This is a genomic window from Streptomyces sp. NPDC048196 (assembly GCF_040652715.1).
Lineage (GTDB): Bacteria > Actinomycetota > Actinomycetes > Streptomycetales > Streptomycetaceae > Streptomyces > Streptomyces siderophoricus.
Genome location: NZ_JBEZMM010000011.1, coordinates 1 through 21,104, shown reverse-complemented (window position 1 = coordinate 21,104; position 21,104 = coordinate 1). Strand labels below are relative to the sequence as shown.

Here is a 21,104-nt window from a genome sequence, read left to right as displayed (position 1 = left end):
GGGCCGCCCCGGGGCAGGGGCGGCCCGCTCGTCCGTGCCGGGAGGTCAGGCCAGCCCGGCGACCAGTTCGGCGACCGCCTTGCGACGGCCGGTGTAGAACGGGACCTCCTCGCGGACGTGCATCCGCGCCTCGGAGCCGCGCAGGTGACGCATCAGGTCGACGATGCGGTAGAGCTCGTCGGCCTCGAAGGCGAGCACCCACTCGTAGTCGCCGAGCGAGAACGACGGCACGGTGTTGGCGCGGACGTCCGGGAAGCCGCGGGCCATCTTGCCGTGGTCGGCGAGCATCCGGCGGCGGTCCTCGTCGGGGAGGAGGTACCACTCGTAGGAGCGCACGAAGGGGTAGACGCTCACGTAGGCGCGGGGCCGCTCGTCGGCCAGGAAGGCCGGGATGTGCGCCTTGTTGAACTCGGCGGGGCGGTGCAGCGCCATGTTGGACCACACCGGGTCGAGCGCGCGGCCGAGCCGGGTGCGACGGAAGAGGTTGTAGGCGTCCTGGAGGGCGTCCGAGCTCTCCGAGTGCCACCAGATCATGACGTCGGCGTCGGCGCGCAGGCCGGAGACGTCGTAGGTGCCGCGGACCACCACGTCCTTGGCGGCGAGCTGCGCGAACAGCTCCTCGACCTCGTCGGCGTAGCCGGTGCGGTCCTCGGGGAGGACGTCGCGCAGCTTGAACACCGACCAGAGGGTGTAGCGGATGACCTCGTTGAGGTCCTTGGCCTTCTTGCCGGCGTTCGGTGCCTTCTCGGGCGCCGCAGGGGTCTGCGGTGCGGAAGCGGGGGTGGAAGCGTCTGTCATGTCGTCCATTCTCACTCGCCGGGGAGGCCGGGCGGCCGCAGGGTGCCGAGGATGTCCTCGGCGGCCTTGCGGGCCGAGGCGATACAGGCCGGGATGCCGACCCCGTCGTAGAGCGCCCCGCACACCCGCAGGCCCGGCAGCTGCCCGACGGCCTCCCGGATGCGGGCCACCCGGTCCAGATGGCCGACCGGGTACTGGGGCAGGCCGTCCTCCCAGCGGGTGATCCGGGTGGTGACCGGCGCGGCGGTCAGCCCGATCGCCTCGCGGAGATCGGCGCGGGCCAGGGTGGCCAGCTCGGCGTCCTCGCGCGCCAGGTCCGCCTCGTCGCCGTACCGGCCGAGGGAGGTGCGCAGCACGAAGAGGTCCGGGGCGGCGCGGTCGATCCAGCCCCACTTGTTGCCGGCGAACGTGGCGGCCTTGATCTTGCGGCCGTCCACCGGCGGTACGAGGAAGCCGCTGCCGGCCGGCTGCCGCTCCAGCTCGGAGCGGCGGAAGGCCATGGTGACCAGGGCCATCGAGGCGTATTCGACGGTGGCCAGTTCGCGGGCGGCCGGTGCGCAGTCCCGGGCGAGCAGCCGGGCGGCGTCCGGGGCCGGGGTGGCGAGGACGACCGCGTCGGCGTTGAGCATCCCGCCGTCGAGCTCGATCCGCCAGCCGTCGGCGGTTCGTCGGACCTCGACGACCGGTGTGCCGGTCCGGATCTCGCCGCCCTTGGCCCGGACGGCCTCGGCGACCGCGCCGGGCAGGGTGCCGATCCCGCCCTCGATCCCCATGAACACCGGGGCGCCGGGGCCGCCTCCGCCGGCGGCCGGTCCGGTCCGGTGCATCGTGGCGGCGGTCCGGGCCTGGATGGCGCGGACGCCCTCCAACAGCGAACGGCTGGTCCGCGCGGCCTCGAACAGCTGCGGTACGGCGGCCCGCATGGAGATCTGGTACGCATCGCCGGCGTACACCCCGCCGAGCAGCGGCTCCACCAGGCGGTCGACCACCTCGCGGCCCAAACGCCGGGCGACGTACTCGCCCACCGCGACGTCCGTGCCGACCTCCGTCCGGGGCAGCTCGGTGTCCTCCTCGATGCGGGCGAGGCCCTCCGGGGAGATGACACCGGAGGCGGCGAGCGGGGCGAGGTCCCCGGGGACTCCCATGACATGGCCCTTGGGCATCGGGCGCAGGGCACCGCGGGTCCACAGCGAGGCGGTGGCCGTCGTGGGCGGCCGGAGCCGGTCGCCGATCCCGACGGCGCGCGCGAGCTCCACCGCCTCCGGCCTCCTGGCCAGCATCGATTCGGCGCCGAGGTCGACCGGCACGTCCGCGATCTCGCCCGCCCGCAGCTTGCCGCCGAGCCGGTCGGACGCCTCCAGGACGGTCACCCGGGCGCCGCCTTCGAGCAGCCGGTGGGCGGCCGCCAGTCCGGAGATACCGCCGCCGATGACGACGACCTGCCCGCCGCCGGTCCCGGGGGGCGTACTCGTGTGCGCTGCGCTCATGGCTCCACTCTCTCAAAGGGCACTGACAGCGCCGTGACCGGATCGCGACCCGGCACAGCACAACCCCGCTCCGGGCGCCCCCGTCGAAGAAGGGCCGGTCGAAGTAGCGCCACCGGAACATCACTTCGCGGGGAGCGCACATGCGGGGAACAGCACGGGCCGGGCGAACGGCGACGGCGGGGCTGCTGCTCGCCGTCGCCCTGACGGCTGCCGGATGCAGCGCGTCGGCCGGCCCGGAAACGACCGGGGCGGCGCGGCCCGGCACGGCGGCGCCGAGCCGGGCGGCGACGGACGGCCGGACCGGCGCGGCCGAGGGCCGGACCGGTGCCCGGGGCGCCGCGGAGGGCGCCGCGGAGGGCCCCGCGGAAGGCCCCGCGGAAGGCCCCGCGCAGGGCGCCGTCGCCCGCCCCGGCGGCAGGCTCGCCAAGGTGCCGAGGGCGGCCTCGTCGCAGCTCGTCCGGACCGCGACGCTCACCGTGCAGGCCGAGGACGTCTCCGGGACGGTGGCCCGGGCGCGGGCGGTCGTCGACGGCGCGGGCGGCTACCCGGCCGCGGAGACCACCGACCGGGACCCGGAGGGGCATGAGCGGTCGCGGCTGGTGCTCCGGGTGCCGACGGCGGAGTACGACGCCGTACTGGGGCGGCTGGCCCGCCTGGGCACCGTGGTGTCCCGTGAGGTCTCGGCGAAGGACGTCACCGATCAGGTGGTGGACGTCGACAGCCGGGTCCGGACGCAGCGGGCGAGCGTGGCGCGGGTCCGGGCGCTGATGGAGAAGGCGACGTCGATCGGCGACATCGTCTCGCTGGAGTCCGAACTGAGCAGCCGGCAGGCGGATCTGGAGTCCTTGGAGGCGCAGCTGAAATCGCTCAAGGACCGGACCGCGATGGCCACCGTCACGCTGCTGCTGCGGCAGCCGGACGCCACCCCCGACGGCGCCTCCGAAGACGACACGAGGTCCTTCGGGGACGCGCTGTCCGGCGGCTGGCACGCCTTCCTGGCCGCCGTGAAGTGGCTGCTGGTGGCGCTCGGCGCGGTGCTGCCGTTCGCGGTGGCGGTGGGCCTGCTGTACGGCCTGTTGCGGCTGGTCCGCGGCCGGCTGCCGTCGGCGCTCCGGCGCCGGGCCCGGGCCGCGGAGAAGCGGGACGGGCCGGGACCGGCCGCCGGGGACCGTGCCGCGGACGACGGGCCGGCGAACGCGCCGGGAGCCCCCGACCGGACCGGGCCGGCCGGGGAGGGTGACCGAGGACCCCGTTGACAGCGGGCGGCGGCGGGCAAAGACTCGGTTCGGCGGCGGCGATCTTCGTACCGTCCGCCGACCGTTCGAGAGCCGGGACAGCGAGGACAGCGCCTGATGACCGAGCCACGCCTGCGGGATGTCTACATCGTCGACGCCGTACGGACCCCCGTCGGCAAATACGGCGGCGCGCTGGCCGGTGTCCGGCCCGACGACCTCGCCGCCCATGTGGTGCGCTCCCTGGTCGACCGCACCCCCGACCTCGATCCGGCGCGGATCGACGACGTCTGCTTCGGTGACGCCAACGGCGCCGGCGAGGACAACCGCAACGTCGCGCGGATGGCCGTGCTGCTCGCCGGGCTGCCGGTGACCGTGCCCGGCGTCACCGTCAACCGCCTGTGCGGCTCCGGCCTGGAGGCGGTCATCCAGGGGGCCCGGGCGATCGCGCACGGCGATGCGCAGGTCGTGGTGGCGGGCGGGGTGGAGTCGATGAGCCGCGCGCCGTACGTCCTGCGCAAGCCCGAGCGGGCCTTCCCGGCCGGCCATCAGGAGATGTTCTCCTCGACGCTGGGCTGGCGGATGGTCAATCCGCGGATGCGCCCGGAGTGGACGGTGGCGCTGGGCGAGGGCGCCGAGCTGATCGCCGACGCGCACGGCATCACCCGGGAACAGCAGGACGTGTTCGCGCTGGCCAGCCACCAGAAGGCGGTACGGGCCTGGCGGGAGGGCGGTTACGACGCCGAGGTGGTACCGCTTCCCGGCGTCGAGCTGCACCGTGACGAGACGATCCGTGAGGGCTCCTCCCTGGAGGCGCTGTCCAAGCTGAAGCCGGTGTTCCGGACGGCCGGGGGCACGGTCACCGCCGGCAACTCCTCACCGCTCAACGACGGTGCGGCCGCCCTCCTGTTGGTCGACGAGGAGGGGCTGCGCGCCACCGGGCGGGAGCCGCTGGCCCGGATCCGGGCGAGCGCGGTGACCGGTATCGAGCCGCAGTTGTTCGGGCTGGGCCCGGTGGAGGCGGTCCGGCGCGCGCTGGACCGGTCCGGGCGCGGCTTCGGCGATCTGGCCACGTTCGAGCTGAACGAGGCGTTCGCGGCCCAGGCGCTGGGCTGTCTGGGCCAGTGGCCGGAGCTCGATCCGTCCGTGGTGAACCCGCGCGGCGGCGCGATCGCCATCGGCCACCCCCTCGGCGCCTCCGGCGCCCGTCTGGCCGGCGCGGTCGCCCACCAGCTCGCCGCCGCGGGCTCCGGCACCGGCCTGGCCGCCCTGTGCATCGGAGTGGGCCAGGGCCTGGCGCTCGTACTGGAGCGGTAGCGGGACGTCCGTGCGGCGGCGGGCCCGGTCGGCTCAGCTGCCCGCCCGGCGCCGGTGGTAGGCGTACGCCAGCACGCCGACCAGCGGTCCCCAGGCCAGCAGCGGCAGGTAACAGACCGTCAGGATCAGTTCTTCGGTGGGGGTGTGGCCGGGCGGGAAGCCCGTCAGCAGTACGGAGGCGAAGAAGTAGCAGACGACTCCGGTGGCGGCGAGGGCGCCGAGGGCGGCCGGGACCACCGCGGCCGGCGGCGGCAGGGTGCGCCCGCCCAGCAGCGGCACCCGGCGCGGCACCAGCTCCCCCCACGGCCGGACCAGCCCCAGCGTCAGCAGCCCGAGCCCCTCGGAGACGATCACGAGGACCAGCAGGTACAGATGCGTCCCGGTGCCCTGGGCCCGGGCCGCGGCGCTGCCGAAGCCCGGGACGGCGAGCATGACGCCGATCCGCCAGAGCCCGGACGGCAGGATGACGAGCGGTACGGCGTGGGCGGCGAGCCGCGCCCACCGCGGCACGTCCAGCGGGGGCCGGCGGGCGGGGGCGGTCACGGAATTGCGGTGTCCAGTCACCGTTCCAGGGTGGCCACCGCGCCCCGGCCGCACATCGCCCCACGGGCGCATCACCGCTCCCCCGCGCGGCGGAACACCACCCGCCCCGGGGGCGATCCGGCACCGCCTCACGGGCACGCGGTAGACGCGCCGGGCGACCGGGTACCCAGCAAGCAACGGACCGGCACATCAGGCATACCAGGCACATCAGGCACTTTTGGACGAAGGGACATGACATGGCGACGGCCGAGCGGCTGGTGATCGTCGGGGGCGATGCGGCGGGGATGGCGGCCGCGTCGCAGGCGCGCCGGCTGAAGAAGCCCGAGGAGCTCGCGATCACCGCGTTCGAGCGCAGCCACTTCACGTCCTACTCCGCCTGCGGCATCCCCTACTGGGTCGGCGGCCAGGTCGACGGGCCGGACGCGCTGGTGGCCCGTACGGCGAAGGAGCACCGCGCCCGGGACATCGACCTGCGGATGCGCACCGAGGTCACCGAACTCGACCTGGACCGGGGGCGGGTGCGCAGCCGGGAGCTGGACGACGGCGGGCGGGAGACCTGGACCGGCTTCGACAAGCTGGTGCTGGCCACCGGCGCGACGCCCAAGCGGCCCCCGTTGCCGGGGATCGACGCCCCCGGCGTGCACGGCGTGCAGACCCTGGACGACGGCCAGGCGCTGCTGGACACCCTGGAGAAGTCCGCGGGCCGGCGGGCCGTGGTCGTCGGGGCGGGCTACATCGGCGTGGAGATGGCCGAGGCGCTGATCCACCGTGGTTACGAGGTGACCGTCCTGGAGCAGGCCGACCAGCCGATGTCGACCCTCGACCCGGACATGGGGGCGCTGGTCCACGAGGCGATGTGCCGGATGGGCATCGAGACGGTGCTCGGCGCCACCGTCACCGGCGTACTGACCGATGAGGACGGCCGGGCCCGAGCGGTCACCACCGAGGACGCCGAGTACCCGGCGGACGTGGTGGTCCTGGGCCTCGGCGTCCGGCCGGAGACCACACTGGCCGAGGCGGCGGGGCTGCCGCTGGGCGAGTCCGGCGGGCTGCTCACCGATCTGGCGATGCGGGTGCGCGGCCACGAAACGGTGTGGGCCGGCGGCGACTGCGTCGAGGTCCTGGACCTGGTCTCGGGCCGCACCCGCCACATCGCGCTGGGCACCCATGCCAACAAGCACGGCCAGGTCATCGGCGCCAACGTGGCCGGTGGTTATGCGACCTTCCCGGGCGTGGTCGGCACGGCCGTCAGCAAGGTCTGCGACCTGGAGATCGCCCGGACCGGGCTGCTGGAGAGCCAGGCGCACGCCGCCGGGCTGCAGTTCGTCGCGGTCACCGTCGAGGCCACCAGCCGGGCCGGCTACTACCCCGGCACCCGGCCGATGACCGTCAAGATGCTCGCCGAGCGCCGGACCGGCCGGCTGCTCGGTGTGCAGATCGTCGGCCGGGAGGGCGCCGGCAAGCGCGTGGACATCGCCGCGGTCGCGCTCACCGCCGGGATGACGGTGGAGCGGATGACCGCCCTCGACCTGGGCTACGCCCCGCCGTTCTCCCCGGTCTGGGACCCGGTCCTGGTGGCCGCCCGCAAGGCCGCGGGTGCGGTGCGGGCGGCGGGCGCCTGACCGCGGCCCGGCGTACCGCTCAGGTACCGGTCAGCGCGCGGTCTGCGTGTGCACGTACTCCACGAGCCGGGTCAGCGCGTCCGGGTCGGTGGTCGGCGGGACGCCGTGGCCGAGGTTGAAGACATGGCCCTCCAGTCCGGCCGCCGCGTCGAGCACCTCGCGGGCCTTGACCTCGACCGCCTCGGGCGTGGAGAAGAGGATCGCCGGGTCGAAGTTGCCCTGCAGCGCCTTGCCGGGGCCGACGCGGCGCGCGGCCTCGTCGAGCGGCACCCGCCAGTCGACGCCGACGACGTCCGCGCCCGCCTCGCCCATCAGACCGAGCAGCTCACCGGTGCCGACACCGAAGTGGATGCGCGGCACGCCGTACGACTCGACGGCCCGGAAGACCTTCGCCGAGGCGGGCATCACGGACCGGCGGTAGTCGGCCGGGGCGAGCGCGCCCACCCACGAGTCGAAGAGCTGCACGGCGCTCGCACCGGCCTCGATCTGCACCTTCAGGAACGCCGAGGTGATCTCCGCGAGCCGGTCGAGGAGGTCGGCCCACAGCTGCGGGTCCCCGTACATGAGGGCCTTGGTGTGCTCGTGGTTGCGGGACGGGCCGCCCTCCACGAGGTAGCTGGCGAGCGTGAACGGGGCACCCGCGAAGCCGATCAGCGGCGTCGGGCCGAGCTCGGCGGTGAGCAGCCCGATGGCCTCGGTGACGTACGAGACGTCCTCCGGAGTCAGATCACGCAGCTGCGCCAGGTCGGCACGCGAACGGATCGGGTCGGCGATGACGGGGCCGACGCCGGGCTTGATGTCGAGGTCGATGCCGATGGCCTTGAGCGGGACGACGATGTCGCTGTAGTAGATCGCCGCGTCCACGTTGTGGCGGCGCACCGGCTGCAGCGTGATCTCGGTGACCAGGTCGGGCCGCATGCACGAGTCCAGCATCGGAATGCCCTCGCGCACCTTGCGGTACTCGGGCAGCGAGCGGCCGGCCTGGCGCATGAACCACACCGGCGTGTGCGGTACCGGTTCGCGCCGGCAGGCCCGGAGGAAGGCCGAGTCGTGGGTAGCGGTCTGCTGCGTGCCCTCGGGGCTGTGGTTGGCGCTCACGCCCCAAATCTTCGCATGCGCTCCGGGGCGCCTCCGAATGGGCGACGCGTGTACCGGGTGTCCTCCCCGTATGCGGGCCCGGTTCCGCCTAATCTTCCGGGCATGGCTGCGGCTCACGAACACCTCGCGGACAGCGCGGACGAGGCCCCGATCCCCTTCCGTCAGGCGGTCGAGGCGCTCCGCGCGGCACGACTGCGGCCGGAGGTCGAGATCGACCCGGCACCCGCGCCGAGACGGCTCGCCCCGTACGCGTACGCGCTGGAGGCGGCGGTCGTCGAGCGGGCGACGGCGCCGGGCGAGGAGGACCGGGACCTGGCGGACGGCCGGCTGGTGCTGCTGCACAATCCGGCCGGCGAGGACGCGTGGCACGGCACGTTCCGTCTGGTGACGCTGGTGCGGGCGGAGCTGGAGCCGGAGATGGGCGCCGACCCGCTGCTGCCGGAGGTGTCCTGGTCCTGGCTGACGGGTGCGCTGGAGGCCCGGGGGGTGCGGTACGGCGCGCCTAGCGGCACGGTGACCCGGGCCGGGTCGTACTACTTCGGGGGGCTCGCGGCGCGCGAGCCGGCGACACAGATCGAGATCCGGGCGTCCTGGACACCGGCCGAGGGGCCCGGTGGTGCGCTGGACCTGGGCGTGCACCTGGCGGCCTGGTGCGATCTGCTGGCGCAGGTGGCGGGGCTGCCGCCGGCCGCGCCGGACGCGGCACCGCGCGGCGGGGTCGTGCCGTTGCCGCAGCGCCGCGGTGCCCATCCCCGCTGACCGCCGTCGCGGCGGGCGCGCTCCGGCCGTATTGATCACGTTCGCGCCGGCTCTGATCACCTCGGTATGCACTGGGTGCCCACCTGATCGATCACGCATCCGATTTGCCCGAATTGCCCCTAACTAAATCGTGATCAAAGTCTAAAGTCCCGCCGGATTGCTGCCGAAGAGGTCAGTGACCCTTCAAACACGGATCATTCCGGCTCCCCCCAGCCGGCTTCCGTCCCCCCCCGCCACTCCCCCAGGAGGCCCGGTGTCTGTTCTCCTTGAGCAACCTTCGAGCCTGGTCGCCTACCGCCCGAACAAGCCGACGGCCATGGTCGTCGTGGCCGACCCCCGCGTCCGCTCCACCGTCACCCGCCACCTGTGGGCCCTCGGAGTGCGTGACGTGATCGAGGCGTCGTCCATCGCGGAGGCGCGCCCCCGCGTCGGCAACCCGCGTGACATCTGCGTTGCCGACGTCCACCTTCCCGACGGCTCCGGCCTCACCCTGCTGTCCGAGACCCGGGCGGCCGGCTGGCCCAACGGCCTCGCCCTCTCCGCCGCCGACGACATCGGCGCCGTCCGCAACGCCCTGGCCGGCGGCGTCAAGGGCTATGTCGTCACCGGAACCCGCACCAACCTGGGCATCCCGGGCCGGCCGGGCACCTCTCCCATCGGGGCCAACGCGGCCCGTATGCAGCGCCGTCCTCCGGGCGCCCCCGGGCACCCCGGCGGCTACCGGGAGTTGTCGGGCCGTGAGGTCGAGGTGTTGCGGCTGGTGGCGGAGGGCCAGTCCAACAAGGCCATCGGCGTGTCGATGGGGCTTTCCGCCCTCACCGTCAAGAGCCACCTCGCCCGCATCGCCCGCAAGCTCGGCACCGGCGACCGGGCCGGAATGGTCGCGGTCGCGCTGCGCACCGGCATCATCCACTGACCCCTTTACACGACCGGCTCGCCCGTCGAGGGAACGTTCCCTCGACGGGCGACGTGCATACACAGATACCCTTGACTGGTGACCGACGCCCAAAAGACCGCAGCAGACACGACACTGCGAGCCCCCGGAGACTCCCCTCCGGATACCCGACCGGCGCCGGTCCCTCTCCTGGAGCCCCGTGAGGGCATTCCCCCGGTGGTCGCGACGGACGAGGCGCTCGCCGAGGTGGTGACGGCCTTCGCGGCCGGCACCGGCCCGGTGGCCGTCGACGCCGAGCGCGCCTCGGGCTACCGCTACGGCCAGCGCGCCTACCTCGTGCAGCTGCGCCGCGAGGGCGCCGGCAGCGCGCTGATCGACCCGGTCGGCTGTCCCGACCTGACGGCCCTGGGCGAGGCGATCGGCGACGCCGAGTGGGTGCTGCACGCCGCCACCCAGGACCTGCCGTGCCTGCGTGACATAGGGATGGTCCCCACCCGGCTGTTCGACACCGAGCTGGCCGGGCGGCTGGCCGGCTTCGCCCGGGTCGGTCTCGGGGCGATGGTCGAGAACGTCCTCGGCTTCGCGCTGGAGAAGGGCCACTCCGCGGTCGACTGGTCCACCCGCCCGCTGCCCGAGCCTTGGCTGCGCTACGCCGCGCTCGACGTCGAGCTGCTGGTGGACCTGCGTGACGCGCTGGAGGAGGAGCTGACCCGGCAGGGGAAGCTGGAGTGGGCCCACCAGGAGTTCGCGGCGATCGCCGCCGCTCCCCCGGCGCCGCCCCGCAAGGACCCCTGGCGCCGCACGTCCGGTATGCACAAGGTCCGCCGGCGCCGCCAGATGGCGGTCGTACGGGAGTTGTGGACGGCCCGCGACCAGGTCGCCCAGCGGCGCGACGTCTCGCCGGGCAAGGTGCTGGGCGACGCCGCGATCGTGGAGGCGGCGCTGAACCTCCCGCCCAACAGCCACGCGCTGGCCGCGCTGCCCGGCTTCGGCCACCGCATGGGCCGTCGCCAGCTGGAGCAGTGGCAGGCCGCCGTCGACCGTGCCCGCGCGCTGCCCGAGAGCGAGCTGCCGCAGCCCGGCCAGCCGCTCAACGGCCCCCCGCCGCCCCGCTCCTGGGCCGACAAGGACCCGGTCGCCGCGGCCCGGCTGGCGGCCGCCCGCGCCGCGGTCACCGCGCTGGCCGAGGAGCTCAACCTGCCGCAGGAGAACCTCATCACGCCGGACACCGTGCGCCGGCTGTGCTGGGAGCCGCCCGCCGCACCCAGCCGCGAGACGGTCGCCGAGATCCTCACCGGCCACGGCGCCCGCCCCTGGCAGATCGAGCAGGTCGCCCCGATCCTCACCGAGGCCCTGCTGACGGGCGCCGAGGAAGGCTGAGCCGCCCGGCCCATCACCGCCTCGACCAGGACCGATCCGTCGGATCAGTCCTGGTCGACGTGCATCCGGAGGACCTTGCGGTTGGTCGCGTCGATGTCGTAAGTGGTCTGGTTCCAGTCGTCGGTGGTGACCACGGCGACGGACCAGGCCGCCTTCCTGCTGCCGTTGTCGGCCTCGCCCAGCTCCAGGGAGCTGACCGTGCCCTTCGTCTTCGCGGTGGCCGTTTCGGCGGCCTGCTGCGCGGTGACGGTGGCCTCGTCGAGCCGGGCGGCCAGTTCCTTCTTGTCGTCGGCGTCGTCCGACTCGGTGTGCGGCGGGTCGGCCTTCCCGGAGACCGCGTTGACGCGGACGGCGTACGCGGTTCCGTCGGACGTCGCGACCACCGTCCGCCAGTAGGGGCTCTTCGGCGTGCCCTTGAGTTCGGCCGCGACCGGCTCCGAGGCCGGCACCGCGGCGACCGCCGCCTTCAGGGCCCGTGCGTAGTCCACCTTGGCGGCCGGGATGAGCGCCTTCCGTTCGGTCTGGTCCGCGGTGAGCGTGGCGCCCGGTGAGCCGGGGGCCGAGGCGGCCACCGCCCGGGAAGGGGCCGCGCTGTCCCGGCCGGGCGTCCCGGTGCCCATGGTGTTCCCGTTTCCGCAGCCCACCAGCAGGGTGCCGCCCAGGGCGACGGCGGTGCAGAGCGCCGCACTCCTCTTTGTGTCCATACCGTCACTTTAAGTGTGGCTTGGTGTGGTTTGCGCCAGGACCCGACGGCATCCGGACGTTTTCGATCGCCGGCTCTCCGCCGCCCCGTTCCCCGTCGGTGACGCGCCGTCCCGGCCTGCCCCACACCTCCATCCGGTGTGACCTTCACCGCTCCGGGCGGTGGGGGTGGGCAGGCTGGTTACCCGTAAGTAGCATGTCGGTGGGAAGCGTCCCTGGGGGCGCCCCGCAGCAGTGCCATCCCGCACCTGGAGGAGAGCCAACGTGCCTCGTACCGCTAGGGACGTCGTCTTCGTCGACGGCGTCCGCACCCCGTTCGGCAAGGCGGGCCCGAAGGGCATCTACCACGAGACCCGCGCCGACGACCTGGTCGTGAAGTCGATCCGGGAGCTGCTGCGCCGCAACCCCGGTCTCGACCCGGCGAAGATCGACGAGGTCGCCATCGCCGCCACCACCCAGATCGGCGACCAGGGCCTGACCCTCGGCCGCACCGCCGGCATCCTCGCGGGCCTCCCGCAGTCGGTGCCCGGCTACTCCATCGACCGCATGTGTGCCGGTGCGCTGACGGCCGTCACGACCACCGCGGGCTCCATCGCCTTCGGCGCCTACGACGCCGTCATCGCCGGCGGTGTCGAGCACATGGGCCGCCACCCCATGGGCGAGGCGGTCGACCCCAACCCCCGCTTCGTCAGCGAGAAGCTGGTCGACGAGTCGGCCCTGTTCATGGGCATGACCGCGGAGAACCTCCACGACCGCTATCCGCAGATCACCAAGCTGCGCGCCGACGAGTACGCGGTGCGCTCGCAGGAGAAGGCCGCGAAGGCGTACGCCAACGGCAAGATCCAGCAGGACCTGGTCCCGATCTCGGTGCGCAACACCAACGCCGAGGTGGGCGAGACCGGTTGGGGTCTGGTCACCGCCGACGAGCCGATGCGCCCGGGCACCACCCTGGAGAACCTCGCGGGCCTCAAGACCCCGTTCCGTACGCACGGCCGGGTCACCGCCGGCAACGCCGCCGGTCTCAACGACGGTGCCACCGCCTCGATCATCGCGTCCGAGGACTTCGCCCGGGAGCACGACCTCCCGGTGAAGATGCGCCTGGTCTCCTACGCCTTCGCGGGCGTCGAGCCCGAGGTCATGGGCTACGGCCCGATCCCGGCGACGGAGAAGGCGCTCGCCAAGGCGGGCCTCGGCATCGGCGACATCGGCCTGTTCGAGATCAACGAGGCGTTCGCCGTCCAGGTCCTCGCCTTCCTCGACCACTACGGCATCGCGGACGACGACCAGCGGGTCAACCAGTACGGCGGCGCCATCGCCTTCGGCCACCCGCTGGCCTCCTCCGGCGTCCGGCTGATGACCCAGCTGGCCCGCCAGTTCGAGGAGCAGCCCGAGGTCCGCTACGGCCTGACCACCATGTGCGTCGGCTTCGGCATGGGCGCGACGGTCATCTGGGAGAACCCGAACCACAAGGACGCCGGAGGCAGCAAGTGAGCACCACCACCACCGCCGAGCTGCTCAAGGGCGCGGCCGAGCTGTTCCCGGACGAGGTCGTGACGTCGGCGCACGTCCGCCACCTCGATCTGCCCTTCGGTGCGGGCCGGTTCGCCCTCATCACGCTGGACAACGGCTTCGACCACACCAAGCCGACCACCTTCGGCCCGGGCTCGCTGGCGAACCTCAACGCCGCGCTCGACCAGGTCGAGAAGGAGGCCGCGGACGGCGAGATCGTCGGCGCCGGCATCACCGGCAAGCCGTTCATCTTCGCGGTCGGCGCCGACCTCAAGGGCGTCGAGCTGCTGAAGAAGCACGAGGACGCGCTGGCCATCGGCAAGGGCGGCCACGAGGTCTTCAAGCGGCTCTCCGGGCTCGCCGTGCCGACCTTCGCGTACTACAACGGTGCCGCGATGGGCGGTGGCGTCGAGGTCGGTCTGCACTGCTCGTACCGCACGGTCTCCAAGGCCCTGCCGGCCTTCTCGCTGCCCGAGGTCTTCCTCGGCCTGGTGCCCGGCTGGGGCGGCTGCGCCCTGCTGCCGAACCTCATCGGTGCGGACAAGGCCGTCTCGGTCATCATCGAGAACTCGCTCAACCAGAACAAGCAGCTCAAGGGCCAGCAGGTCTTCGACCTCGGCATCGCCGACGCGATCTTCGAGGGCGCGGACTTCCTGGAGCAGTCGCTGATCTGGACCGCGCAGGTGCTCAAGGGTGACGTCACCGTCGAGCGTCCCGAGGTCGACCGCGGCGAGGCCTGGGACCAGGCCGTCGCCAAGGGCCGCTTCATCGCCGACGGCAAGGTGCACGGCGCCGCCCCGGCCGCCTACCGCGCGCTGGACATCATCGCGGCCGCCAAGAGCGGTGACCTGCAGGCCGGTTTCGACGCCGAGGACCAGGCGCTCGCCGACCTCATCATGGGCGGCGAACTCCGCGCCGGCATCTACTCGTTCAACCTGGTGCAGAAGCGCGCCAAGCGGCCCGCGGGCGCCCCGGACAAGAACCTGGCCCGCCCGGTCAGCAAGGTCGGCGTGGTCGGCGCCGGTCTGATGGCCTCTCAGCTGGCGCTGCTGTTCCTGCGCCGCCTGGAGGTGCCGGTGGTCCTCACCGACATCGACCAGGAGCGCATCGACAAGGGCGTCGGCTACGTCCACGGCGAGATCGACAAGCTGCTGGGCAAGGGCCGGATCAACCAGGACAAGGCCAACCGCCTCAAGGCCCTGGTGACCGGTGTCCTCGACAAGGCCGAGGGCTTCGCGGACGCGGACTTCATCATCGAGGCCGTCTTCGAGGAGATCGGCGTCAAGCAGCAGGTGTTCGCCGAGGTCGAGGCGGTCGCCCCGGCGCACGCGATCCTCGCCACCAACACCTCCTCGCTGTCGGTGACCGAGATGGCGTCGAAGCTCCAGCACCCCGAGCGGGTCGTCGGCTTCCACTTCTTCAACCCGGTCGCGATCCTGCCGCTGCTGGAGATCGTGCGCGGCGAGAAGACCGATGATGCCGCGCTGGCCACGGCCTTCGGCGTCGCCAAGAAGCTGAAGAAGACCGCGGTCCTCACCAAGGACGCCCCGGCGTTCGTCGTGAACCGCATCCTGACCCGCTTCATGGGCGAGATCCAGAACGTCATCGACGAGGGCACCCCGGTCGAGGTCGCCGAGAAGGCCATCGAGCCGCTGGGCCTGCCGATGTCCCCGCTGGTGCTGCTGGAGCTGGTCGGCCCCGCGATCGGCCTGCACGTCTCGGAGACCCTCAACCGGGCCTTCCCGGACCGCTTCAAGGTCTCGCCGAACCTCAAGGCGGTCGTCGAGGCCGGCAAGCGCGGCTTCTACGTCTACGACAGCGGCAAGCCGGAGCTGGACCCCGAGGTCGCCGCGCTGCTCAAGCAGGGCGACTCGGTGCTGACCGAGACCCAGGTCCGCGACCGGGTGCTCGACGCGGTCGCCGAGGAGATCGGCATCATGCTCGACGAGGGCGTGGTGGCCGAGGCGCAGGACATCGACCTGTGCCTGATCACCGGCGCCGGCTGGCCCTTCCACCTGGGCGGCATCACGCCGTACCTGGACCGTGAGGGCGTCGCCGAGCGGGTGACCGGCAAGAAGTTCCTGGCCCCGGGCGTGGCCAGCGTGCCCGCGTAACGCGGCTCGGTACGAAGGCGCGGGCCGGCTCGGCGGAGCCGGCCCGCGCTGCCGTATGTCCGGGCGGGAGCCGCCGGCGCCCCGGCATGGCAGGGTGGCGCCATGGATACCTTGGTCATCGTCGATGCCGCGAACGTCGTGGGCTCGGTCCCCGACGGCTGGTGGCGGGACCGGCACGGGGCGGCGGAACGGCTGCGCGACACCCTGCCGGCCTACGCCGCGGACGGGCTGCCGGGCCTCGCCCAACCGCCCCTGGAGCTGGTCCTCGTGGTGGAGGGCGCGGCGCGCGGGGTGACGTCCGTGGCGGGCGTGCGGGTGGTTCCGGCGCCCGGCAGCGGCGACGACAAGATCGTGGAACTGGTCGCGGACGAGGGCGCCGGGCGGGACTGCCTGGTGGTCACCGCGGACCGTGGACTGCGCGACCGCGTCCAGGCGCTGGGCGCCCGGGTGACCGGGCCGCGGGCGGTCCGGGGGCGCGGACGCGCGTGACGCGCGCGGCGGCCGCGCCCGGACGAGGCGACTGCGGCCCGGGTCAGGGCGCCGACGGGGCGGCCGGTGCGTCCGCGAGGCTCAGCAGAAGCATCGCGTCGTGGTCCGGGGTGCCGGGCTCGGCCTGGTAGACGACGAGGCGGTGGCCCTCGGTACGGGCCACCGTGTACGCCTCGTAGCTCAGGTCCATCCGCCCGACCGCCGAATCCGCGAAGCACTTGCGGCCGTTGGTCCGTGAGCGCACGTCGTAACGCTGCCAGAGGGTCGCGAACTCCCCGCTCTTGACGGTGAGTTCACCGATCAGGGTGGTGAGGTCGGGCGCGTCCGGGTGGGCGCCGGAGACGGCCCGCAGATGGGCCACCGTCGCCGCGGCGACCTCGTCCCAGTTGCCGTAGAGGGTGCGGGCGCGCGGGTGCAGGAAGGTGTAGCGCGCGGTGTTGCGCTGCCGGACCGGCCACTCCTCGATGCCGGGCAGCAGCCGCATCCCGGCGGTGTTGGCGGCCAGCAGGTCGTTGGACCGGCCCAGTACGTACGCCGGGCAGGGCGCGACGATGTCGAGCATCCGCAGGACGTCCCGGCGCAGGGTCCGCGACGGGGGTTCCGGTTCCCGGGACGGGCCGGGGGCGGCCGGGGACGCCGCGCGGGCGAGCGCGAAGAGGTGCGCCCGCTCGTCGTCGTCGAGGCGCAGCACGCCTGCGACGGCCTCCAGGACCGCCGCGCTCGGACGGTTCTGCTTGCCCTGCTCCAGGCGCCGGTAGTACTCGATGCTCACCCCGGCGAGCATCGCCACCTCCTCCCGGCGCAGGCCCGCGGTGCGGCGTCGGCCGGTGGTGCCCGGCAGACCCGCGTCCTGCGGGGCCACCCGGGCGCGGCGGGCGCGCAGGAACTCTCCCAACCCCGTGTCGTTCTCCACCCGTTGAGTATGCCCCTCGCCGGATCCTGGTGCGGGGCCCTGCGAGGGCCCCCCTTGGGCGGGTCTCCCACGTCCGGGGCCCCGGGGCGCAGACTTCTTCCGTACCGAGGAGGTGCCGGACCGCGTCGGCGGGCCGGCGGAACGGGAGAGTCGAAGTGGCGAGCGTCGCAGTGGTGGGCCTGGGCATCATGGGCCGGGGCATGGCCGAGAACCTGCTGAAGAACGGGCACGAGGTGGTGGTCTGGAACCGCACCCCGGAGCGGGCCGCGGACCTGGAGGCGGCCGGGGCCGTGGTGGCCGGGAGCCCGGCGGCCGCGGTCGCCCGCGCGGAGGTGGTCTTCGAGGTCACGGCCGACGACACCTCCTCCCGCGAGGTGTGGCTGGGGACCGACGGCATCCTGGCGGGGGCCCCGGCGCCGGCGGTGCTGATCACCTCGGCGACGCTGTCCGTGGGGTGGGTGGAGGAGCTCGCCGCGGCGTGCGCCGACCGCGGGTCCGTCTTCTTCGACATGCCGCTCACCGGTGGCGCGGCCGGCGCCCGGACCGGAAACCTGGTGCTGCTGGCCGGCGGTGACCAGGAGGCGCTGCCGCCGCTCGCGCCGGTGCTCGACGCGGTCTCCAAGGAGGTCAAGCACTTCGGGCCGGCCGGCGCGGGCACCCGCTTCAAGCTGGTGCTGAACGCCCTCCAGGCGATCCACCTGGCGGGCTTCGGGGAGGCGCTGCGGCTGGCGGAGGCGGCCGGGCTGGACACCGGGCAGGTCGGCGCGGCCCTGCTGGACCGGCCCGGCGGCGTGGTCACCGAGCTGGCCTGGAGCAGCTATCTGACCCCGCCGGAGCCGGTCAACTTCTCGGCGGAGTGGGCCCACAAGGACCTTGAGTACGCGGCCCGCATGGCCGGCGGACTCCCGCATCCGGTCCTGGACGGCGTGCTGTCCCTGTTCGGTACGGCACTGGCCGAGGGCCGCGGCAAGGAGGACTGGAGCACGGTCAACCCGACGGCGGCCGGTTCGTAGGGGTCGTTGCGCAGGGAGTTCTCACGGATCACCCGGGTCGGGCAGGTCCGGTCGGGGTCCCGGCCGGCCCGGGTGATCCGTGGGACGGGCCGCGCTAGCCGTTCTTCTGCCGGTTGCGCAGGCCGAGGCGGCTGTGCGATCTGCCGTAGAGGAAGTAGATGACGAAGCCGATCGCCATCCAGATCGCGAACCGGATCCAGGTCTCGGCGGGCAGGTTGAGCATCAGCCAGAGCGAGGCGAGGACCGACAGTACCGGCACCACCGGCACCCACGGGGTGCGGAAGGAGCGCGGCAGGTCGGGGCGGGAGCGGCGGAGCAGGATGACGCCGACGGCGACGACCACGAACGCGAAGAGCGTGCCGATGTTGACCAGTTCGGCGAGCACGTCGATCGAGGTGAAGCCGGAGACGACGGCGACGATGACGCCGAGCGCGATGGTCGAGCGGTAGGGCGTGCCGAACCGCGGGTGGGCGCGGGAGAACACCCGCGGCAGCAGCCCGTCCCGGCTCATCGCGAAGAACACCCGGCTCTGGCCGAGCAGCAGGATCATGCAGACCGAGGTCAGGCCGACCGCGGCGCCGAAGCTGATGACGTCGGCGAAGAACGGCTTGCCGAGGTCCTTGAACGCGTCCGCGAGCGGGGCGTCGACCGAGAGCCTGTGGTAGTTCTCCATGCCGGTGACCACGACCGAGACCGCGACGTACAGCAGGGTGCAGATGGCCAGGGAGCCGAGGATGCCGCGCGGCACGTCGCGCTGCGGGTGGCGGGTCTCCTCGGCGGCGGTGGCGACGACGTCGAAGCCGATGAACGCGAAGAAGACCACGGCCGCCCCGGCGAAGATGCCCATGGTGCCGAAGTGGGACGGGGTGAACCCGAAGATGAGCTCGATCAGGGGTGCGGACACCCCGGCGCCGGCCGCGGTCGGCTGGCTGGGCGGGACGAACGGGTGGTAGTTGGCGCCGCTGATCAGGAAGGCCCCGGCGATGATGACCAGCAGGACCACGGTCACCTTGATCGCCACGACCACGCCGGTCACCCGGGAGGACAGCTTCATCCCGAGGACGAGGATGCCGGTCAGGACGAGCACGAGGACGCAGGCGAGCAGATCGAACCCGAAGTGGCCCTCGTGGGTGCCGGCGAGGCCGGCGGGCAGATGCCAACCGGCGGTGTCCAGCAGGGAGCGGATGTAGCCGGACCAGCCGACCGCGACCACCGCGCACCCCAGGGCGAGTTCCAGGATCAGGTCCCAGCCGATGATCCAGGCGGGCAGCTCGCCCAGTGAGGCGTAGGAGAAGGTGTAGGCCGATCCGGCGACCGGCACGGTGGAGGCGAACTCCGCGTAACACAGGGCCGCCAGCGCGCAGACCACGCCGGCGGCGATGAAGGACAGCGCGACGGCCGGTCCGGCCTGTTCCTTGGCGATCTTTCCGGTGAGGACGAAGATGCCGGTGCCGATGATGACACCGACGCCGAACACGGTCAGGTCGAGCGCCGAGAGGGACTTCTTGAGGGTGTGTTCCGGCTCTTCGGTGTCCTGGATCGACTGCTCGACGGATTTGGTGCGGAACAGGCCGCTGTCCCGCCGCGCCGTGTGTCGTGGTCCGATGTGTGGTCCGTGCTGTGTGCTCATGGGCGAACCTCCGCCTGGACGACCCTGGCAACTCTCCTGAACTGACCGAGTCTCCGCAATGGCGTGAAACAGTCAGCTTCGGCGGGCCCCCGGGCGGTGGGGATTCACCCGATGGGGTGCGGTTGCCGTGATGCCGATGGGCCGGGCGGAACATCCGTACGGATGACCGGCCGGCCCATCGGCGGCAGTGCGCGGGGGTCAGTCGCGGGCGACCTCGGCGGGCTCCGCCGTGCCCTGGGCACCGGCGGCGTCCTCGGTCGACGCGGCACCGGCGGTGTCCTCGTCGCGGTTGTCGATCTTGGCGACCAGGCCGGTCACCTGGCGGGCGATGTCGGGGGCGGTGAGCCCGATCTCCGCCATGACCTCCTTGCGGGAGGCGTGGTCCAGGAACCGCTCGGGGATGCCGAAGTCCCGCAGCGGCAGGTCCACACCGGCGTCCCGCAGCGCCTGCGCGATCGCCGAACCGACGCCGCCGCTCCGGGAGTTGTCCTCGACGGTGATGACGACCCGGTGCCGGGCCGCCAGGCCGGGCAGCGCCTCGTCGACCGGCTTGACCCACCGCGGGTCCACGACGGTCGTGGAGATGCCCTGCTTGTCGAGGAGGTCGGCGATCTCCAGGCACATCGGGGCGAGCGCGCCCACGGACACCAGCAGCACGTCCGGCCGCTCGACGGCACTGGCGGGCTCGCGCAGCACGTCCATGCCGCCGACCCGGCGCACCGCCTCGACGGCGGGGCCGACCTTGCCCTTGGAGTAGCGCACGACGGTCGGTGCGTCCTTGACCTCGACGGCCTCGCGCAGCTGCGCGCGCACCTGGTCGGCGTCGCGCGGGGCGGCGATCCGCAGGCCCGGGACGACCTGGAGCAGGGACATGTCCCACATGCCGTTGTGCGAGGCGCCGTCGTCGCCGGTGACGCCGGCCCGGTCCAGGACGAAGGTCACGCCGCACTTGTGCAGAGCGACGTCCATCAGGATCTGGTCGAAGGCGCGGTTGAGGAAGGTGGCGTAGACCGCGAAGACCGGGTGCAGGCCGCCGGTGGCCAGGCCCGCCGCGGAGACGGCCGCGTGCTGTTCGGCGATGCCCACGTCGTAGACCCGGTCGGGGAACGCCTTGGCGAACTTGCCCAGGCCGACCGGCTGCAGCATCGCCGCGGTGATCGCCACGATGTCCTCGCGCTCCCGGCCCAGCTCGACCATCTCGTCGCCGAAGACGGAGGTCCAGCTGGCGCCGCCGGAGGCCACCGGCAGCCCCGTGTCGGGGTGGATGACGCCGATGCCGTGGAAACGGTCCGCCTCGTCCTGCTCGGCCGGCTTGTAGCCGCGGCCCTTCTCGGTGAGGCAGTGCACGATGACCGGGCCGCCGAACCGCTTGGCACGCTGCAGCGCGGACTCCAGCGCCTCCATGTCATGGCCGTCGATCGGGCCGACGTACTTCAGGCCCAGGTCCTCGAACATGCCCTGCGGCGCGATGAAGTCCTTCAGGCCCTTCTTGGCGCCGTGCAGGGTCTCGTAGAGCGGTTTGCCGACGACCGGGGTGCGCTCCAGCAGGTCCTTGCCGCGGGCCAGGAAACGCTCGTAGCCGTCGGTGGTGCGCAGGGTGGCG

18 protein-coding genes are annotated in these 21,104 nt (G+C 73.2%); 10 read left to right on the top strand and 8 right to left on the bottom strand.

All coding sequences use genetic code 11. The annotated features are described in order from the left end of the window. Window positions 1–45: 45 nt before the first annotated feature. Together hemQ and hemG are read right to left on the bottom strand one after the other, a co-directional pair. Complete coding sequence (hemQ, locus tag AB0E02_RS14355; protein WP_037809834.1) at window positions 46–798, bottom strand: hydrogen peroxide-dependent heme synthase; 753 nt, start codon at window positions 796–798, stop codon at window positions 46–48. A gap of 11 nt (window positions 799–809) precedes the next feature. Then, a complete protein-coding gene (gene hemG / locus AB0E02_RS14350) occupies window positions 810–2,285 on the bottom strand; it encodes a protoporphyrinogen oxidase (protein ID WP_362138799.1) in 1,476 nt (491 codons plus the stop codon). Window positions 2,286–2,425: 140 nt separating this feature from the next. On the opposite strand from hemG, the gene AB0E02_RS14345 reads away from it, so the two are divergent. Together AB0E02_RS14345 and AB0E02_RS14340 are read left to right on the top strand one after the other, a co-directional pair. Then, on the top strand, window positions 2,426–3,541 hold the full coding sequence (locus tag AB0E02_RS14345; protein WP_362138797.1) for a DUF4349 domain-containing protein: 1,116 nt from the start codon (window positions 2,426–2,428) through the stop codon (window positions 3,539–3,541). A 96-nt stretch (window positions 3,542–3,637) separates the two neighbouring features. Continuing rightward, entirely contained in the window at window positions 3,638–4,834 is a 1,197-nt protein-coding gene (locus AB0E02_RS14340) for a thiolase family protein (protein WP_362138795.1), read from the top strand. 33 nt (window positions 4,835–4,867) lie between these two features. Here the strand turns inward: AB0E02_RS14340 and AB0E02_RS14335 are convergent, their stop codons facing one another. Beyond that, the gene (locus tag AB0E02_RS14335) at window positions 4,868–5,398 is read right to left on the bottom strand and encodes a hypothetical protein (protein WP_362138793.1); all 531 of its coding nucleotides are present in this window, start codon (window positions 5,396–5,398) and stop codon (window positions 4,868–4,870) included. A gap of 215 nt (window positions 5,399–5,613) precedes the next feature. Here AB0E02_RS14335 and AB0E02_RS14330 point away from each other — a divergent pair, with 215 nt between their 5' ends. Further along, on the top strand, window positions 5,614–6,999 hold the full coding sequence (locus tag AB0E02_RS14330) for an FAD-dependent oxidoreductase (protein ID WP_362138790.1): 1,386 nt from the start codon (window positions 5,614–5,616) through the stop codon (window positions 6,997–6,999). A 30-nt stretch (window positions 7,000–7,029) separates the two neighbouring features. Here the strand turns inward: AB0E02_RS14330 and hemE are convergent, their stop codons facing one another. After that, a complete protein-coding gene (gene hemE / locus AB0E02_RS14325; protein WP_362138788.1) occupies window positions 7,030–8,097 on the bottom strand; it encodes a uroporphyrinogen decarboxylase in 1,068 nt (355 codons plus the stop codon). A 102-nt stretch (window positions 8,098–8,199) separates the two neighbouring features. Here hemE and AB0E02_RS14320 point away from each other — a divergent pair, with 102 nt between their 5' ends. From AB0E02_RS14320 to AB0E02_RS14310, 3 genes are all read left to right on the top strand, one after another. Continuing rightward, on the top strand, window positions 8,200–8,856 hold the full coding sequence (locus AB0E02_RS14320) for a DUF3000 domain-containing protein (protein ID WP_030416214.1): 657 nt from the start codon (window positions 8,200–8,202) through the stop codon (window positions 8,854–8,856). A gap of 253 nt (window positions 8,857–9,109) precedes the next feature. Further along, complete coding sequence (locus AB0E02_RS14315; RefSeq protein WP_006602452.1) at window positions 9,110–9,772, top strand: response regulator transcription factor; 663 nt, start codon at window positions 9,110–9,112, stop codon at window positions 9,770–9,772. Between the two features lie 78 nt (window positions 9,773–9,850). Further along, window positions 9,851–11,131, top strand: a complete 1,281-nt coding sequence (locus AB0E02_RS14310; RefSeq protein WP_362138785.1) for a ribonuclease D — start codon at window positions 9,851–9,853, stop codon at window positions 11,129–11,131. Between the two features lie 44 nt (window positions 11,132–11,175). Here the strand turns inward: AB0E02_RS14310 and AB0E02_RS14305 are convergent, their stop codons facing one another. Then, entirely contained in the window at window positions 11,176–11,835 is a 660-nt protein-coding gene (locus tag AB0E02_RS14305; protein ID WP_362138783.1) for a PepSY domain-containing protein, read from the bottom strand. A gap of 262 nt (window positions 11,836–12,097) precedes the next feature. Here AB0E02_RS14305 and AB0E02_RS14300 point away from each other — a divergent pair, with 262 nt between their 5' ends. From AB0E02_RS14300 to AB0E02_RS14290, 3 genes are all read left to right on the top strand, one after another. After that, the gene (locus AB0E02_RS14300) at window positions 12,098–13,324 is read left to right on the top strand and encodes an acetyl-CoA C-acyltransferase (protein WP_362138781.1); all 1,227 of its coding nucleotides are present in this window, start codon (window positions 12,098–12,100) and stop codon (window positions 13,322–13,324) included. Next, window positions 13,321–15,456 (top strand): 3-hydroxyacyl-CoA dehydrogenase NAD-binding domain-containing protein, encoded by a 2,136-nt coding sequence (locus AB0E02_RS14295; protein WP_362138778.1) that lies wholly within the window; start codon window positions 13,321–13,323, stop codon window positions 15,454–15,456. Before AB0E02_RS14300 ends, AB0E02_RS14295 begins: the two co-directional genes overlap by 4 nt. Before the next feature lie 102 nt (window positions 15,457–15,558). Then, entirely contained in the window at window positions 15,559–15,945 is a 387-nt protein-coding gene (locus AB0E02_RS14290; RefSeq protein ID WP_362138776.1) for an NTP pyrophosphohydrolase, read from the top strand. Between the two features lie 43 nt (window positions 15,946–15,988). Here the strand turns inward: AB0E02_RS14290 and AB0E02_RS14285 are convergent, their stop codons facing one another. Further along, window positions 15,989–16,858 (bottom strand): helix-turn-helix transcriptional regulator, encoded by an 870-nt coding sequence (locus tag AB0E02_RS14285; protein ID WP_362138774.1) that lies wholly within the window; start codon window positions 16,856–16,858, stop codon window positions 15,989–15,991. 29 nt (window positions 16,859–16,887) lie between these two features. Here AB0E02_RS14285 and AB0E02_RS14280 point away from each other — a divergent pair, with 29 nt between their 5' ends. Further along, entirely contained in the window at window positions 16,888–17,871 is a 984-nt protein-coding gene (locus AB0E02_RS14280; RefSeq protein WP_362138772.1) for an NAD(P)-dependent oxidoreductase, read from the top strand. Window positions 17,872–17,965: 94 nt separating this feature from the next. Here the strand turns inward: AB0E02_RS14280 and AB0E02_RS14275 are convergent, their stop codons facing one another. Together AB0E02_RS14275 and AB0E02_RS14270 are read right to left on the bottom strand one after the other, a co-directional pair. Further along, a complete protein-coding gene (locus AB0E02_RS14275) occupies window positions 17,966–19,501 on the bottom strand; it encodes an amino acid permease (RefSeq protein WP_362138770.1) in 1,536 nt (511 codons plus the stop codon). A gap of 198 nt (window positions 19,502–19,699) precedes the next feature. Next, on the bottom strand, window positions 19,700–21,104 hold a 1,405-nt coding region (locus AB0E02_RS14270; RefSeq protein WP_362138768.1), incomplete at its 5' end, for a transketolase C-terminal domain-containing protein.